Here is a 17,348-nt window from a genome sequence, read left to right on the forward strand (position 1 = left end):
AGATAAATTTTTTAGCGAATACGTTGTTCAGTTTGGTTATCAAAGAAATGCGCTTTATTCATATCAAATGCTAATTTAATTTGGTCACCAGGTGAAAACGTATGTCTTGCATCTACACGTGCCGCAAAATCTTGATTCCCAAGTTTCATATATAAAATGGATTCAGCACCTAATAACTCAGCGACTTCAATTTTTGTTGTGAAGGCAGTAGATTGTGAAGCTTCTAAAAATAGTAGTTCATCATGAATGTCCTCTGGACGAATACCTAAAACAATTTCCTTATTTACATAGCCTTGTTCACGTAGCATCTTCATTTTTCCTTCAGATACTTTGATTTTTATAGTATTGTCTATAACGAAATCGGTTTCAGTCAATTTACCACGGAAGAAGTTCATCGCTGGTGACCCGATAAATCCACCCACGAAAATGTTTTCTGGTGTTTCATATACTTCTTTTGGTGTTCCAATTTGTTGAATCTTTCCATCCTTCATAACGACAAGACGCGAAGCCATAGTCATTGCTTCTGTTTGGTCATGTGTTACATAAATTGTTGTTGTTCCAAGGCGATGATGTAGCTTAGAAATTTCTGAGCGCATTGCAACACGGAGTTTAGCATCTAAGTTTGATAATGGTTCATCCATTAAGAAAACTTTTGCATCTCGAACGATTGCTCTACCTAACGCAACACGTTGGCGCTGTCCACCTGATAATGCTTTCGGTTTTCTATCTAAATATTGTTCAAGTCCTAAAATTTTTGCTGCATCTTTCACACGACGATCGATTTCATCTTTTGGTATTTTTCGAAGTTTTAATCCAAATGCCATATTATCATATACACTCATATGTGGATAAAGAGCGTAGTTTTGGAATACCATAGCGATATCTCGATCTTTTGGAGGAACATCATTCATTAGTTTACCATCAATTGAAAACTCGCCTTTTGAAATATCTTCAAGTCCAGCTACCATTCGTAATGTTGTAGATTTTCCGCATCCAGAAGGACCGACAAATACAATAAATTCTTTATCTTGAATGTGTAAATTAAAATCAGTTACAGCTGTTACGTTATTATCATATATTTTATAAATGTTTTCTAATTTAAGTTCTGCCATGGTATTTCCCCCTAGAAATAATTATGCAAACGTTTTCTTTGAATTCATTATAAACGAATAGATTCAAAAAATAAATAAAAAAATAAAACGTTTTCATTTATTGGAGATTTATTAGTGGTTTTCATATGTTTTCTTAGAAAAAGAACAATAAAAATTGTAAGCGCTATTTTAAATTGAGATAGAATCTGTTATCATTCATTAATGAAAACGTTTGCGCCTTAAAAAAGAGAAAAATGAATGATGAATGAAATGGGGTAGCATAATGGAAAAACAATGGTGGAAAGAAAGTGTAGTATATCAAATTTATCCTCGTAGCTTTATGGATAGTAATGGTGATGGTATAGGAGATCTTCAAGGGATTATTTCAAAGCTAGATTACTTAAAAGAGTTAGGGATTGATGTGATTTGGTTATCACCAGTCTATGAATCTCCAAATGATGATAATGGTTATGATATAAGCGATTATTGTAAAATTATGAACGAGTTCGGAACAATGGAAGATTGGGATGAGCTATTACATGAAATGCATGAACGTAATATGAAACTTATGATGGACTTAGTTGTTAATCATACTTCGGATGAACATAATTGGTTTATTGAATCACGTAAATCAAAAGATAATAAATATAGAGATTACTATATATGGCGCCCTGGAAAAGAAGGAAAAGAGCCGAATAACTGGGGAGCAGCGTTTAGTGGATCAGCATGGCAGTATGATGAAATGACAGATGAATATTATTTACATCTGTTTTCTAAAAAACAGCCAGATTTAAATTGGGATAATGAAAAGGTAAGACAAGATGTTTATGAAATGATGAAGTTTTGGTTAGAAAAAGGAATTGATGGCTTCCGTATGGATGTTATTAATTTTATTTCTAAAGAAGAGGGATTACCAGCTGTTGAAACAGAAGAAGAGGGGTATGTTTCAGGTCATAAGCATTTTATGAACGGTCCAAACATTCATAAATATTTACATGAAATGAATGAGGAAGTATTATCGCATTATGATATTATGACGGTTGGTGAAATGCCTGGTGTAACGACAGAAGAAGCGAAATTGTATACTGGAGAAGAACGAAAAGAATTGCAAATGGTATTCCAATTTGAACATATGGATTTAGATTCAGGAGAAGGTGGAAAGTGGGATGTAAAACCATGCTCACTTCTTACTTTAAAAGAGAATTTAACAAAGTGGCAAAAAGCATTAGAGCATACCGGATGGAATAGCCTTTATTGGAATAATCATGATCAGCCTCGCGTTGTATCTCGTTTTGGTAATGATGGAATGTATCGCATTGAATCAGCAAAAATGTTAGCGACAGTTCTTCATATGATGAAAGGAACGCCATATATTTATCAAGGAGAGGAAATCGGAATGACGAACGTCCGATTTGAGTCGATTGATGAATATCGAGATATTGAAACGTTAAATATGTATAAAGAAAAAGTGATAGACCATGGTGAAGATATAGAAAAAGTAATGGAATCTATTTATATAAAGGGTCGTGATAATGCTAGAACTCCGATGCAGTGGAATGATCAGAATCACGCTGGATTTACAAAAGGTGAACCTTGGATTACTGTAAATCCTAACTATAAAGAGATTAATGTGAAACAAGCAATCCAAGATGAAGGTTCAATTTTTTATTACTATAAGAAATTAATTGAACTACGCAAAAATAATGAAATAGTTGTGTATGGATCATATGATTTAATATTAAATAATGACCCTTCTATTTTTGCTTATGTAAGAACATATGGAGATGAAAAACTACTTGTCATTGCAAACTTTACTGCGGATGAAAGTGTATTTGAAATGCCTAAGGATATTAGTTATAGTGAATCAGAGTTATTTATACACAATTACGATGTAGAAATCGGATCAATAGATAACATTCCATTACGTCCGTATGAAGCGATAGTGTTCAAATTGAAATAAGAAAAAGCCTTATGCCACTTCAAACTTGGCATAAGGCTTTTTTGGATTACCATTTTAATATGGAGAATCCATATGGAGGAAGTGTAACTTGTAATACACTTGCTTCTGCTGAAAATTCTTCGTTTGTATAAATGTTAATTATTTTCTTACCAGTAACATGAAGAGGGAGTGAAACTGTAACTTCACTATTAGTAGGGTTTAAAACGAAAAAGATAGTTTCATCCTCATATGTTTTCGTATAAGAAATATAATTATGTTCATCATTTGCTTCGATGAATTGAAAAGTACCATGTCCTCCAAATGCTTTATGTTGTTTCCGTAATAAAATCAATGTTTGTATATGGGTAAATAATGCATGATCTTGTTCTTTAGTATCCCAAATCATACATTTACGGCAATCAGGGTCCATGCCGCCATCCATACCGATTTCATCTCCGTAATAAATACAAGGAGAGCCGATGAAAGAAAGATGGAATACATAGAGCAATTTCAACTTATTTTTATCTCCGTTGCATGTTGTTAAAATTCTTGGAGTATCATGGCTATCTAATAAATGAAATGCTGCTTCATTTACATTCATAGAGTAGGAATGTAGAGATTCTGTAATTTGCTTCATGAATTCACTTGCTTTAATGGAATCGTTAGCAAAGTAAGAAAGTAGAGCGTTTGTAACAGGATAGCTCATGACAGCATCAAATTGATCGCCTTGTAGCCACGGAAGGGCATCGTGCCAAATTTCTCCCAAAATATATACTTCAGGATTTAGTGTCTTTATTTCAGTTCGGAATTCTCTCCAAAAGTTGTGATCGACTTCATTGGCGACATCAAGGCGCCAGCCATCTATATTGAATTCTCGTACCCAATAACGTCCTACTTCAAGTAAGTATTCTTTTACATCTAGATGAGCTGTATTTAATTTAGGCATATACGGTGTAAAGGCGAAAGTATCATAATTTGGAAGTGGTTCGGTTATAATCGGAAATTCATGAATGTGGAACCACTCTTTATATGCGGACTTCTCACCATTCTCTAGTACGTCTTGAAATTTCTCGAAAAAGTATCCACTATGATTAAACACAGCATCGAGCATTACTTTTATACCGTGCTTATGACATTCTTCAACGAGCTCTTTAAAAGTTTCTTTCGTCCCAAATTGTGGGTCAATTTCCATATAGTCAATTGTGTCATATTTATGGTTTGAATGAGCTTTGAAAATAGGTGTGAAATATATTCCGGAAATGCCAAGTTTAACAAGGTAATCAAGGTTTTGAATAACACCAGAAAAATCTCCGCCGAAAAAATTAGTTGGAGTTGGATTCGCACTTCCCCAAGGAAGGGTGTTTTCTGGATTCAGCGTACTATCGCCATTAGCGAATCGCTCAGGGAAAATCTGATACCAAATGGTGTCTTTAATCCACGATGGTGCTTTGAATACATCATCTGCATGAATAAATGGAAAACAAAAAAAGTTACCAACATCATCATTTGGAATGTTAGAAAAGAATCCTCGCTCTGTATAAATAAGAGTGTCTGTTTCAGATTTTAATTCAAACCCATAACGTAAGCGCTTAAATTTTGGTTCGATTGCAATGGACCAATAATCAAATAATGCAGTAGAACCCGTTTTTTTCATCGGTGTACTTGCTGATATCCATTTCCCGTCTTTCCATTCGTAAGGATCACCGTAAATAAGATCGGCGCTTTGAACATCATCTCTCTTAGTACGTATTCGGATGTGAATTGTTTGTTCATCGTAAGCGTATGCATAATTATCTTTCGGCCTATGATAAATGGCTTCTTTAAACATATAGAAAATCCCCCCTTCAATATCTCTATACATAGTATTCCCTTAAGTGTAATAATAAAGCCTATATTGCAAACGATTGCCTTTCTTATAGCTTTAATATTGCTTATAAGAGTAGTATTCATTTCATATAAAGTCAATGTATAAAGAGTATAATGACATAATTTTTAAATTAATATTTGCAAAATGAATAAAAGAATGTATAATGATAGACAAATAGCGCAAACGTTTTCATAGACTTGAGATATTGTTTGCGCTTCAATTAAACTATTAAATGCAAACGTTTTCAGTTACTAAGGTACATAGACAATTTAGGGAGGTTTTTGGGATGAAGAAAGCATTATCATTATTAACGGTTTCAGCATTATCTATTGGTATGTTATCTGCATGTGGACCGAAAGATTCAGGGGAAAAAGAGGAAAGTAAAGCGAAAAAAGACTATGATCTTCTTGTTTGGGAAGATGAGAAAAAAGGTGTGGGTCTAGAGCCAGCGGTGAAAAGTTTTGAAAAGAAATATAATGTGAAAGTAAAAGTTGAAGAGGTTCAGATGACGAAACAAATAGAAAAACTTCGTCTCGACGGTCCAGCTGGCACAGGGCCAGATGTTGTAACATTGCCACATGATCATATTGGTAATGCGGTAACAGAAGGGCTACTTTCAGAAGTGAAAGTAGATGATACAGTAAAAAGTAAATTTACTAATTTATCAATAGAAGCACAAACATATAACGGAAAAATATATGGTTTACCAAAAGCAATTGAGACACCAGTCTTTATTTATAATAAAAAAATGATGCAAAAAGCGCCAGAAACGATGGATGAACTGTTTAACTTCTCAAAAGACTTTACGAAAGATGGAAAATATGGATTTTTAGCATTAGGAGATAACTTCTACTTTGCTAATGCATTTATGGCAGGTATGGGTGGTTATGTATTTGGTGAAAAAGATGGAAAGCCAAATGCAAATGATATTGGATTAAATAATAGCGGTGCGGTACAAGGTGCTGAATATATTCAAAAATGGTATAAAGAAAAGTTATTCCCGAAAGGTATTATCGGTGAATCTGGTGGTTCAGCTGCAGATGGATTATTTAATGAAGGAAAAGCAGCATCTATTATGAATGGTCCATGGGCATTCCAAGCGATGGAAAAGGCTGGAATAGACTATGGTGTTGCTCCAATGCCTAAATTACCAAATGGTCAACCGATGAAAACGTTCGTTGGCGTAAAAGGATGGCATGTAACAAGCTTCTCTAAACAAAATGATTTAGCTACAAAATTTACTGAGTGGGTTACAAATGAAGAAAATGCTAAAATTCGCTTTGAGAAAACGAAAGAAATTCCACCAGTAAAATCAGTAATGGAAGATCCAATCATTAAAGAAAATGAGGCTGCAAAAGCGGTTGCGACGCAATCTGAAAATGGAATTCCAATGCCAAATATTCCAGAAATGCAAGAAGTTTGGAAACCAGCTGGAGATGCGCTTCAATTAGTTGTATCAGATAAAGAAGCACCAAAATCCGCACTTGATAGTGCAGTGAAACAAATTAAAGGTAATATTGAGGCAAATCATAGTAAGAAAAAATAAGGTGAAATTCGTGCCTCTAATATGAGGGGCACGAATTCTCTCCCTTCCATGTGGGAAGAAAAAAGGGGGAAGGAACATGCAAACATCTATGGAACCTGCAAAAGGGTTAAATGATTCAAAGCATAGGAAAGTGGCAACCATGTTATCAATCATTCCAGGCGTGGGCCAAATGTATAATAAACAATTTGTAAAAGGTCTTATTTTTCTAGTATTAACAGGTTCATTTATTGTAGCCTTTGCTGATTTATTAAATATGGGATTATGGGGCATTGTAACGCTCGGTACAGAAGTTCCACGTGACCATTCCGTCTTTCTATTAGTAGAAGGGATTTTGGCGCTTATCGTTATCGCTTTTGGGCTTGGCATATATGCATTTAACTTATATGATGCATATCAAAATGGGAAGAAACGTGATATTGGAACACCGTTAAATTCTGTAAAAGAGCAATACCGTAATTTGTTAGATCAAGGCTTTCCTTATTTAATGGTTTCACCAGGTTTTCTACTACTTATCTTTGTTGTCGTATTTCCAATCATCTTCGTAATTTTAATTGGATTTACAAACTATGATTTATATCATTCTCCTCCAGCTAAATTAGTAGATTGGGTGGGCTTTAAAAACTTTATTGATATTTTCACATTACCGATGTGGAGAGATACATTTTTAAGTGTATTTTCTTGGACTGTCATTTGGACATTCGTTGCAACAACATTACAAGTTGCACTTGGTATTTTTTTAGCGATTATCGTAAATCAGCCTGGTATTAAAGGTAAGGCAATTATTCGAACAATCTTTATTTTACCGTGGGCTGTTCCAGCATTCGTATCTATTCTTGTATTTGCTGGTATGTTTAATGAAACATTTGGAGCAATTAATAACCAAGTATTAGCTTTATTCGGAATTGAAAAGATTGCTTGGATGACAGACCCGTTTTGGTCAAAGATTGCTTTAATTATGATTCAAACGTGGCTTGGTTTCCCGTTCGTCTTTGCGATGACAACAGGTATACTGCAATCGATTCCAGGAGAATTATATGAAGCGGCTACAGTAGATGGAGCAACTGCTTGGCAACAGTTCTGCAAAATTACATTGCCACTAGTGTTATACGCAACAGCGCCAATATTAATTACGCAATATACGTTTAACTTTAATAATTTTAGTATTATTTATCTATTTAATAACGGGGGACCTGCTGTGTCTGGACAAAATGCAGGTGGAACGGATATTTTAATTTCATGGATCTATAAGTTAACGATGACTTCGGCTCAATACGGCAAAGCAGCAGCTCTTACAATGATTTTATCGTTAATCGTTATTACAGTTGCGTTATGGCAATTTAAGAGAACAAAATCATTCCAAGAAGAGGATATGATGTAAATGAATATTAAACGACAAAAGATGCTACGTCTTTCATTAAGTTATTTAGTTATCTTCATAATGTGTGCGATTGTTTTCTATCCATTACTATGGATAATTGGCTCATCGTTTAATCCAGGAGATAGTTTATCTGGGTCAAGTATCATTCCAAAAAATGCCACATTAGATCATTATCGCAAGCTACTTGATCTCGATTCAAGTAATTACTTACTTTGGTATAAAAATACTTTGAAAGTTAGCGTAATGACGATGATTTTCTCTGTACTAGCCATTAGTTTTACTGCTTATGCATTTTCGAGATATCGTTTTGTTGGAAGAAAGAATGGTTTATTAACATTTTTAATTCTGCAAATGATCCCGAATTTTGCAGCGTTAATCGCACTATATATATTAGCTCAGTTAACAGGATTACTTGATACACATCTTGCATTAATTTTAATTTATGTGGGCGGAGCAATTCCGATGAATACATGGCTTATGAAAGGGTATTTTGATACGATTCCGAAAGAACTAGATGAATCAGCTCGAATGGATGGAGCAGGGCATTTCCGTATTTTCTGGCAAATCATTATGCCACTTGCAAAGCCAATCGTAGCGGTTGTAGCATTATTTACTTTCATTGGTCCATTTACAGATTTCATTTTAGCGAGTATCATTTTGCGAACACCAGAAAATTATACTTTAGCAGTTGGATTATATGAAATGGTTGCGAAAAAATTCGGTAATGAATTTACAACGTTTGCAGCGGGTTCTGTGTTAATTGCGATCCCGATTTCAATTTTATTCCTATCACTACAAAAATATTTTGTTTCCGGTTTAACAGCTGGAGGTACAAAAGGATGAAAAATGGGACATTACGTCCCATTTTTCTTTTCATCTCCCTATAAATAAGTTTATAGGGAGATGAAAAGAGATTTGACATCACATGTGAAAAGAAGTGAAATAAATAGTATATTATAGTATAGGAAAAAATAGCTATATCCCTTACAATACATGAAGAGGGAGAATAGGATTAGTTTTGCAAGATATAAGAAATGAAAGTTTATGACTTGCAATGAGTGCGAGATAAAATATATGAAAAATGGCAGAGAAATGAGAGGAGGGGGATTTTTATGACAGTTACAATTAAAGATGTGGCGAAGCAAGCGAATGTGGCACCATCAACAGTTTCTCGTGTAATTGCTGATAATCCAAGTATAAGTGAAAAGACAAAGCGCCGTGTTAGGAAAGTGATGAGTGAATTAGGGTATCATCCCAATTTAAATGCGAGAAATCTTGCGAACCAAACGACGAAAACACTTGGTCTTGTTATGCCAAGTTCTGCAAGTAAAGCTTTTCAAAATCCATTTTTCCCAGAAGTTATAAGAGGGATTAGTTCATTTGCACACGTAGAAGGTTATGCGCTTTACATGTCGACAGGTGAAACGGAAGAAGAAATTTTTAATGGTGTCGTAAAGATGGTACAGGGACGCCAAATTGGTGGCATTATTCTTTTATATTCAAGGGAGAATGATCGGATTATTCAATATTTACATGAACAAAATTTCCCGTTTGTTTTAATAGGAAAACCATATGATCGAAAAGATGAAATTACATATGTAGATAATGACAATTATACAGCTGCAAGAGAAGTGGCAGAATATTTAATTTCATTAGGGCATAAGCAAATCGCGTTCATTGGTGGTGGGTCAGATTTACTTGTAACGAGAGATCGTTTAGCTGGTATGAGTGATGCCTTGAAATTAGCAGACATTGTATTACCAAAAGAATATATTTTACATTTTGATTTTTCGAGGGAAAGTGGTCAACAAGCTGTTGAGGAATTAATGGGACTGCAGCAACCGCCAACGGCAATTATGGCGACGGATGACTTAATTGGACTTGGTGTGTTAAGTGCTCTTTCTAAAAAAGGATTTGTTGTACCGAAAGATGTTTCTATTGTAAGCTTTAATAATGCTTTATTATCAGAAATTGCGAGCCCTCCACTTTCGACAGTTGATGTGAATATTTATCAGCTAGGATATGAGGCAGCAAAAGCTTTAGTTGATAAAGTAGAGAATGCAGAATCCACTGCAAAGTGTATCATTATTCCTCATAAATTACTAAAACGTCAAACTTGTGATCATTATGCATAAAAAAGCTAAGAGTTTAACTCTTAGCTTTTTTCATTAGAAAGGCTTCTAATCGGTCGCAGCCTTCTTTTAAAGTTTCGATACTATACGCATAGGACAAGCGAAGGTAGCCTTCACCGTATTCAGAGAATGCTGTTCCAGGAACTACAGCTAGTCCCGCTTCTTTGACAAGATCAAGTGCAAAATCAAATGATGAAGATGTCAAATGACCAACATATGGGAATAAGTAAAATGCACCTGTTGGCTTTTCAACTGTTAATCCCATTTGAGTGAGTCTATTATATACGTAATCACGGCGTTTTTTATATTGGTGGCGCATCATTTTTGGTGCGTCTTTAGCTGCTGTTAATGCTTCAATTGCAGCGTATTGAGCGATTGAAGTAGCACACGTTACATTATATTGATGAACTTTTAATATGTGTCCTGCTAAATAGCTTGGTGCAAATAAAAGTCCAACACGCCAGCCAGTCATAGAATGTGATTTAGATAAACCGTTAATGACAATTGTCTTTTCACGCATTTCTGGGAAATGAGCGATAGATGTATGCTTTTGTTCATATACAAGCTCGCTATAAATTTCATCTGAAAGGACGAAAATATTTTTATCTTTTAAAACATCTACAATATCTTTTAGCTCTTCTGTTGATAAAGTTACACCAGTTGGATTAGAAGGATACGGTAGTACGATACATCTTGTTTTTTCTGTAATAGCATTTTTAAGCGCTTCAGCTGTTAAACGAAATCCAGTTTCACGAACATCTACAAAAACAGGCGTTGCACCGCATAATCGAATAATGGGTTCGTAACCTGGATAAATAGGAGCAGGTAAAATTACTTCTGTTCCTGGCTCTAAAATCGTTCGGAATGCAACATCAATTGCTTCGCTAGCACCGATTGTAACGATGGTTTCGTTTTCAGGTGAGTAATGTAAATCGTAGTTATCTTTTACGAAGTTACAAGCTGCCTTACGTAATTCTAGTAAACCAGCGTTATGTGTATAGCTTGTATAGTTTTCTGTAATCGCCCGTTTTGCCGCTTCTTTTACGAGAGAAGGTGTAGGGAAATCGGGTTGTCCAATTGTTAAAGAAATCAAATTATCATAGTTTTGAATCATGTTAGAGAATTGACGGATTCCAGAAATTTGGATATCCTTCACTCTAGGGTTAATGAATTGTTCCATTGTATCTCCCTTTCTTCCGTTTGAAAATTAAGTTCATTTTATCATATTTTCTATGATTACGCTTTGTATATGTTATTTAGAAAGAGAGAGAAAAGAGAAAAAAAGCCGCTATAAGCGACTTTTTAATATCCGTATTCCCAATCTATTTCATCTTCATTCCAGAGTACAGAGGATACCTTGCCAAGGTGAACAACTGATTCGTTCACAGCACATGTGCAGTTTTCTTCTCCCGCTTTATGCTGTAACTCTTCATATACTGATTTTTCAACATTTTCTAGAACAACCAAATTTTCTTCTTTTAAAACAAGCGTAGTACCCGCCATATTTATCTTCCTCCTACTAAAGTAATGATCACTTATTTGTAAACATAGATAGTATGGATTATATGCTGTATTTTGCTATAGTTGTCCGTCTAAAAAAGTATTTTTATATTTTCTTTGTAATCCGTATTCATTGTATACTGCACGAAAGAAATTTGGTACAGGGTTTACAATCATTTCGAAAATCTGTAACAATTATTATGAGTTGTTAACAAAGAATTAACAAATATGTTAAGAAAAATCAAAATTTTAAAACAAATACACCTATAAAATGATATAATCATATCAAAATACATATAGGGGATGAGAGGTTATGGAGCTTATCCGTGATTTATTGATTCAAATTGCCATCATAATTTTGCCACTATTTTTATATGAAGCGATTCGTTTAAATCGCTATCAAGAAATGCCTCCGAAGCCAAATCGTTACTTTATTATGTTTTTATCTAGCGTTACGCTCGTTCTCTCCATGACATACTCTATTTGTTTTGGCAATGTGTGTGGGTATAACTTTCACCCCATTCCAATTGTCAGTGGTTTTTTATATGGTGGGATTGTTGGTTTAATCCCAGCGGTTATTTTTGTTGCATACGAATGGTTACTAAAGGGAATGAGCTTTCTTCCAGTTTTAGAAGTAATATTTTTATTGATAGTTCCGCTATTTTTATCAAAGAAATGGTCTCTTTTTTCAAGGGATAAGAAATTAATTTTAGCATTTATGATTTCATCATTTTATGTGCTTGTTTCTTTAGTATTAGGCATGATTAATGTTCTTTTGGAAACAGGATTTACACCGTATATTTCGCAAATATATAGCGGATTTATATTTGCCTCGCTTATCATGGTCATGACAATGGTATTTCAGGTGTATTTAACTGAATATTTAAATGAAAATGCATTGCTACGTACAGAGATGCAAAAATCAGAAAAGCTTAATATTGTAAGTGAGTTAGCAGCAAGTGTGGCACATGAAGTTCGAAATCCACTAACTGTTGTTCGTGGATTTATCCAATTGCTAGAAAGTACGGAAGATGTGAAGAATAAGGATTATATGCGTCTCGTATTAGCTGAATTGGATCGGGCGGAACAAATTATTTCAGATTACTTAAATTTAGCAAGGCCGCAAATTGAGAAAAAAGAACACATTTGTTTATCAGCCCAATTAATAGAAATGACCACTCTCATGTCGTCATTTGCAGCGATGCAAGGTGTATATTTACAAGTTGAAATTTCAGAAAGTCTTTATACGATTGGTGATAAGACAAAATTGAAGCAAGCTATTATGAATGTTGTTAAAAATGGTATTGAAGCAATTCAAGGAAATAAAGGATATTTAAAAGTAACAGCTATTCAAAAAGACGAAACAATCATAATAAGAGTTAAAGATAGTGGTGTTGGTATGACGAATGAACAGTTAGCAAGGCTTGGGCAACCATATTATTCTTTAAAAGAAAAAGGGACAGGATTAGGACTTATGGTAACATTTAGTATTTTACAAGCGCATAATGGTACATTGGAATATAAGAGTGAAAGTGGAAAAGGCACTGAAGCAATTATTATATTACCAGCTGTACAAAATAAGGAATAAAAGTTACCGATGAAAGGTAACTTTTTATTTTATATTGTTTATTCATTTGTTTTTTCTTGTTTTGCTCGGCTAAATAAACTTTTAAATGATTGAAAGAAGCTTTGCTCTTTTGAGGCAGCAACCATTCTTTTTGTTTCTTGAATTTCTCGAATAACTTGCATAAGCTGTGCATCACGGTTACTGTCTTTATTATAAATTTGACTAACAAGTTTATTCATTTTTTCTTCCTGTTTGGATTCTCGTTTATACATATGATTCATTAATAAGTCCATCTTTTCTTTTTGCAGTGCATCTGTTTGAGCGGCGTGATCGACTAACTCTTGAAGCATTTTTTCTTGAGAGCCTTCTTTTACATAAACTTGTTGCATCAATTCGTCTAGTTTCTCATCCTTTAAACGATTTTGTGTAATTAAAGTAGAATTTTGATGAATAATTGCCTCATTTAATTGAGCTAGCATTTCAAGTTTTAACATGAACTCCTCAAAGTTACGCCCATCTTCTTTTTCTTTCGTTTGTATCTCTTGCTTATCTTGTATAACTGGTACAGGTGGGGCCTCTTTTTCTTTTAAAATAATCGGTATCGTTTCTGAAATATCTTCTTGTAATGTAGCAGCTCTTTCGTGTATAGATTTCAATAATTTTAAATCATCAAGTTTATAAATACGAGCATCAGCTGTTTTGGAAATCATATAACCATGTTCTTCTAACAGTTGACTATATTTGCGAACTATATGTTTTGGGATGCCTGTTTTATTCGTGACATCTTTCGTTTTATAGGTAGCTTCCATCATATTTCCTCCCCAAAAAGTATCGTATATATCATTTCAATCTTTTATGAGGACTTCCTTTGAAAAAGAATGTCGGAAGGCTATTAGTTTTCTACAGCATTAGTGAAAAAATGAAAATTTTTGGCGGAATGGCAAGGAATAACTAAAATAATGTCTGAAAACATATACAGGAGAAGTTTGTTATAATAACGGAGGAAAAGAAACTGGTAGAAACATGGAGGTATACATGAAGCAATTAAAAGGTATTATCATTTCAATTATCGCAATTCTGTCTATTTTAGTAGCAGTTTATGAAGTACTTGTGCCAGAGGAAACAAGTGTAAAGAAAACGAATACGTATGATCAAGTGTTAGAATTTCCGAAAGAACGTTATCCAGAGACAGGAAAACATATTACGGATGCTATAAAAGAAGGGCATTCAGAAGTTTGTACAATCGATCGTGGTGGTGCTGCAGATAGAAGGAAATTGTCGTTAGCACCATATTCATCAAAAAAAGGGTATGATCGTGATGAATGGCCAATGGCGATGTGCAAGGAAGGCGGAAAAGGAGCACATATTGAATATATAAGTCCGGCGGATAACCGCGGAGCAGGCTCTTGGGTAGGGAATAAGTTAGATAAATACCCAGATGGTACGCGAGTAAAATTTGAAGTGAAGTAGTAGTTGTATATTTCATAATGAAGGAGAAGGGGAACTATGGAGTTAACGATTTCTTATTCGCAATTAATGTTGATGAATTATGACGGTGAGCAGCCTTATGTAGATTGGACTGATGAAGATTTTGAAAGAGGTTATGCTAAGGCAGATGGAACTGTTATTTTTGAAGCACTTTCTGATTATACTTGTGAAGTGAAAGTGACCCCAGGGAAACATATTGAAAAAGAAGAAGTAGTTAGAACGATTACGGTTCCTTTTACAGTTGAAAATGAAAGTATCGTTATAACGAGTATTCTTTCTAATAAATTTCAAATACCTATTCCAAATGGTGAGTATACAGTTGTATTACAAGCAATTCCTCTTGAAGAGCCAACGGATGATGAATTATATAAAATACAATATGAATTCTTTTTTGAAAGTAAAGAATAAAAAATGGGTTATCCTGAGAAAAGGATAACCCATTTTTGTTATGCGTTTGTTTTTAAAAGGGAACGAGCATCTTTCGCTGCTTGCACCATATGTTCTAAAGCTGGAATAACTTCTTCTGTTCTTCTCGTTTTTAAACCACAATCAGGATTAATCCAGAAATATTTAGGATCACATACTTCTAAAGATTGTTCTACGATTTTATACATTTCATCTTTACTCGGTACACGTGGGCTATGAATATCATATACACCTAGGCCGATGCCTTTTTCATATGTTGTATGTTTTAATGTATCAATAAATTCTCCGTGACTTCTTGATGTTTCGATAGAAATTACATCTGCATCTAATGCGCGAATCGCGTCAACAATATCTTCGAAGTTACTGTAACACATATGAGTATGAATTTGTGTTTCATTTGCTACAGAAGAAGTTGCTAAAAGGAAGGATTGTACTGCCCATGTAATATAAGTATCCCAATCTTTTTCTTTTAGTGGCATTCCTTCACGAAGTGCGGGCTCATCGACTTGGATTACTCTAATTCCGGAAGATTCAAGTAGTTCAATTTCGTGACGAAGAGCTAGTGCAATTTGATACGAAACTTCTTTTCTTGGAATATCATTTCGAACGAAGGACCAATTTAAAATTGTAACAGGTCCGGTTAACATTCCTTTTACAACTTTCTCTGTTAAGCTTTGCGCATAAACTGTTTCCTTAATAGTCATGCCGTTAATAAAGGCTACATCACCATAAATAACAGGTGGTTTTACGCAGCGGGAACCGTATGATTGTACCCAACCGTTTTTAGTGAATGAGAAACCAGCAAGGCGCTCACCAAAATATTCGACCATGTCAGTTCTTTCAAATTCACCATGTACAAGGACATCAAGCCCAATTTCTTCTTGGTAACGAATCCATTTTTCTGTCTCTTTTTCAATAAATTGTTCATATTGTTCATTTGAAATAACACCGTTACGCCATTCTTTTCGCGTTTGACGAACTTCAGTTGTTTGCGGGAAGCTACCAATAGTCGTTGTTGGTAATAGCGGTAACTCTAGAGCAACTTGTTGTAATTCGTATCGTTTTTCAAATGGAAGAGGACGTGAAAAATCTTCTTCTTTTAGTGCTGTTCGTGCTGCTTTGACATCTTCTCGGTTACGTGCAGCAGATGAACGAATTGTATGATGTACGTTTCGATATGTTTCCAGCTCATTACTAATGCTTTCTGTACCTTGAGTGAGAGCGGAATGAATAAGAACTAATTCTTCTAATTTTTGATTTGCAAATGCTAACGCATCAAACAGCTCAGTCGATAAGTGAGTTTCTTCTGTTTTATCGATTGGTGTATGCAATAAGCTACAAGAAGGCTGAACGATGATATCTTTCGTTTGGACTTGTTTTTGTAACGTTGTAAATAACTCAAGAACTTCATCAAGGTCAGCTCTCCAAATGTTACGGCCATCTATACAACCGACAGCTAAAGTTTTATCAGCTGGGAATCCATATTTTGAAATAGCATTTAGATTACCTTCTTTACCATGAATGAAATCTAATCCAATACCGGATACCGGGAATGTAATAATTTCTTCATAGTTTTCTTCTACGCTATCAAAATATGTTTGTAAAAGAAGAGTCGCATTTGGAACTTCTTTACGAATAGCTTCATAAATTTCTTTTGCTTGTTGAACTTCTTTTTTAGTTAAAGAAGCGAAAATCGGTTCATCAACTTGAATGGCTGGTGCACCAGCTGCATGTAGTTCTGAAAGCAGTTGTACGTAAGGTGCAACTAACTGTTTTAAAATGGTAGGAAATTGTTCTTGTGTATAACCTTTAGCTAATTTTAAGAAAGTATATGGTCCTAAAATAACAGGCTTTCCATCTACTCCTAATTCTTGTTTTGCCTCTTCGTATAAGCGAAGTGGACGATTATCTTTTAAAGAGATTTGTAATCCCTCTTCATATTCAGGAACGATATAGTGATAGTTTGTGTTAAACCATTTTGTCATTTCGGAAGCTACGTGATCTTTAGAGCCACGCGCCATTGCGAAATATACATCAAGGTAAGATGTAAACTCAGAAAAACGTGATGGAATAAATCCTAGCATATAGGCAGTATCCAAAACGTGATCATAATATGTAAAGTCGCCAATTGGAATGAGTTCAATCCCTTTTTCTTGCTGTACTTTTACGTGTTGAAGGCGAATTTCTTTCATTGTTGTTAAAAATTGTTCTTCATCGATTTTATTGGACCAAAAAGCTTCCAATGTTTTTTTCCACTCTCGTTGTAGTCCGATACGTGGATAACCTAAGTTACTTGTTTGAATTGCCATTTTAAATTCCTCCCTAATTGAAAGTAAGCATTTCCGTTTACTAGGAAATACCTATAACAAAAAGTACAAAGACATAGAAAATAAGCCTTCCTTTTTGTTTTAACA

Annotated in this window: 14 protein-coding genes; 8 read left to right on the forward strand and 6 right to left on the reverse strand. The window is 34.5% G+C overall.

Annotation, left to right across the window (positions count from 1 at the left end; genetic code table 11):
• Nucleotides 1–11 precede the first annotated feature (11 nt).
• Nucleotides 12–1,112, reverse strand: a complete 1,101-nt coding sequence (locus ACS2QP_RS01940; protein WP_000818931.1) for an ABC transporter ATP-binding protein — start codon at nt 1,110–1,112, stop codon at nt 12–14.
• Between the two features lie 262 nt (nt 1,113–1,374).
• Here ACS2QP_RS01940 and malL point away from each other — a divergent pair, with 262 nt between their 5' ends.
• On the forward strand, nt 1,375–3,051 hold the full coding sequence (gene malL / locus ACS2QP_RS01945) for an oligo-1,6-glucosidase (RefSeq protein WP_000415177.1): 1,677 nt from the start codon (nt 1,375–1,377) through the stop codon (nt 3,049–3,051).
• A 46-nt stretch (nt 3,052–3,097) separates the two neighbouring features.
• Here malL and ACS2QP_RS01950 read toward each other — a convergent pair whose 3' ends face one another.
• Nucleotides 3,098–4,858 (reverse strand): alpha-glycosidase, encoded by a 1,761-nt coding sequence (locus ACS2QP_RS01950; RefSeq protein WP_061457682.1) that lies wholly within the window; start codon nt 4,856–4,858, stop codon nt 3,098–3,100.
• A 325-nt stretch (nt 4,859–5,183) separates the two neighbouring features.
• Between ACS2QP_RS01950 and ACS2QP_RS01955 the strand changes: the two genes are divergently transcribed.
• The 4 genes from ACS2QP_RS01955 (at nt 5,184) to malR (ending at nt 9,956) form a co-directional block, all read left to right on the forward strand.
• A complete protein-coding gene (locus ACS2QP_RS01955; protein WP_061457680.1) occupies nt 5,184–6,443 on the forward strand; it encodes an extracellular solute-binding protein in 1,260 nt (419 codons plus the stop codon).
• Between the two features lie 76 nt (nt 6,444–6,519).
• Entirely contained in the window at nt 6,520–7,821 is a 1,302-nt protein-coding gene (gene malC, locus ACS2QP_RS01960) for a maltosaccharide ABC transporter permease MalC (protein WP_061457678.1), read from the forward strand.
• Entirely contained in the window at nt 7,822–8,664 is an 843-nt protein-coding gene (malD, locus tag ACS2QP_RS01965) for a maltosaccharide ABC transporter permease MalD (RefSeq protein WP_001022603.1), read from the forward strand.
• 269 nt (nt 8,665–8,933) lie between these two features.
• A complete protein-coding gene (gene malR, locus ACS2QP_RS01970; RefSeq protein ID WP_000219053.1) occupies nt 8,934–9,956 on the forward strand; it encodes a maltose operon transcriptional repressor MalR in 1,023 nt (340 codons plus the stop codon).
• A 13-nt stretch (nt 9,957–9,969) separates the two neighbouring features.
• Here the strand turns inward: malR and ACS2QP_RS01975 are convergent, their stop codons facing one another.
• Both ACS2QP_RS01975 and ACS2QP_RS01980 read right to left on the reverse strand, forming a co-directional pair.
• Nucleotides 9,970–11,133: an aminotransferase A gene (locus ACS2QP_RS01975; protein WP_000434582.1), complete on the reverse strand. Its 1,164-nt coding sequence runs from the start codon at nt 11,131–11,133 to the stop codon at nt 9,970–9,972.
• A gap of 122 nt (nt 11,134–11,255) precedes the next feature.
• Nucleotides 11,256–11,456 (reverse strand): hypothetical protein, encoded by a 201-nt coding sequence (locus ACS2QP_RS01980; protein ID WP_000929280.1) that lies wholly within the window; start codon nt 11,454–11,456, stop codon nt 11,256–11,258.
• 310 nt (nt 11,457–11,766) lie between these two features.
• Between ACS2QP_RS01980 and kinB the strand changes: the two genes are divergently transcribed.
• On the forward strand, nt 11,767–13,041 hold the full coding sequence (gene kinB, locus ACS2QP_RS01985; RefSeq protein WP_000420370.1) for a sporulation sensor histidine kinase KinB: 1,275 nt from the start codon (nt 11,767–11,769) through the stop codon (nt 13,039–13,041).
• Between the two features lie 38 nt (nt 13,042–13,079).
• Here the strand turns inward: kinB and ACS2QP_RS01990 are convergent, their stop codons facing one another.
• Nucleotides 13,080–13,829, reverse strand: coding sequence for a DUF3967 domain-containing protein (locus ACS2QP_RS01990; protein ID WP_000388471.1), 750 nt, complete (start codon nt 13,827–13,829; stop codon nt 13,080–13,082).
• 226 nt (nt 13,830–14,055) lie between these two features.
• Here ACS2QP_RS01990 and nucA point away from each other — a divergent pair, with 226 nt between their 5' ends.
• Together nucA and comJ are read left to right on the forward strand one after the other, a co-directional pair.
• Nucleotides 14,056–14,490 carry a DNA-entry nuclease gene (gene nucA, locus ACS2QP_RS01995; RefSeq protein ID WP_061457673.1) on the forward strand — a complete coding sequence of 145 codons (435 nt, stop codon included), beginning with the start codon at nt 14,056–14,058 and terminating at the stop codon, nt 14,488–14,490.
• A 36-nt stretch (nt 14,491–14,526) separates the two neighbouring features.
• Complete coding sequence (gene comJ, locus ACS2QP_RS02000; RefSeq protein ID WP_000424030.1) at nt 14,527–14,916, forward strand: competence protein ComJ; 390 nt, start codon at nt 14,527–14,529, stop codon at nt 14,914–14,916.
• Between the two features lie 38 nt (nt 14,917–14,954).
• Here comJ and metE read toward each other — a convergent pair whose 3' ends face one another.
• Complete coding sequence (metE, locus tag ACS2QP_RS02005; RefSeq protein ID WP_001007609.1) at nt 14,955–17,243, reverse strand: 5-methyltetrahydropteroyltriglutamate--homocysteine S-methyltransferase; 2,289 nt, start codon at nt 17,241–17,243, stop codon at nt 14,955–14,957.
• Nucleotides 17,244–17,348: the final 105 nt, after the last annotated feature.

It is taken from the genome of Bacillus cereus group sp. Bce019 (assembly GCF_051781745.1).
In the GTDB taxonomy this organism is placed as follows: domain Bacteria; phylum Bacillota; class Bacilli; order Bacillales; family Bacillaceae_G; genus Bacillus_A; species Bacillus_A cereus.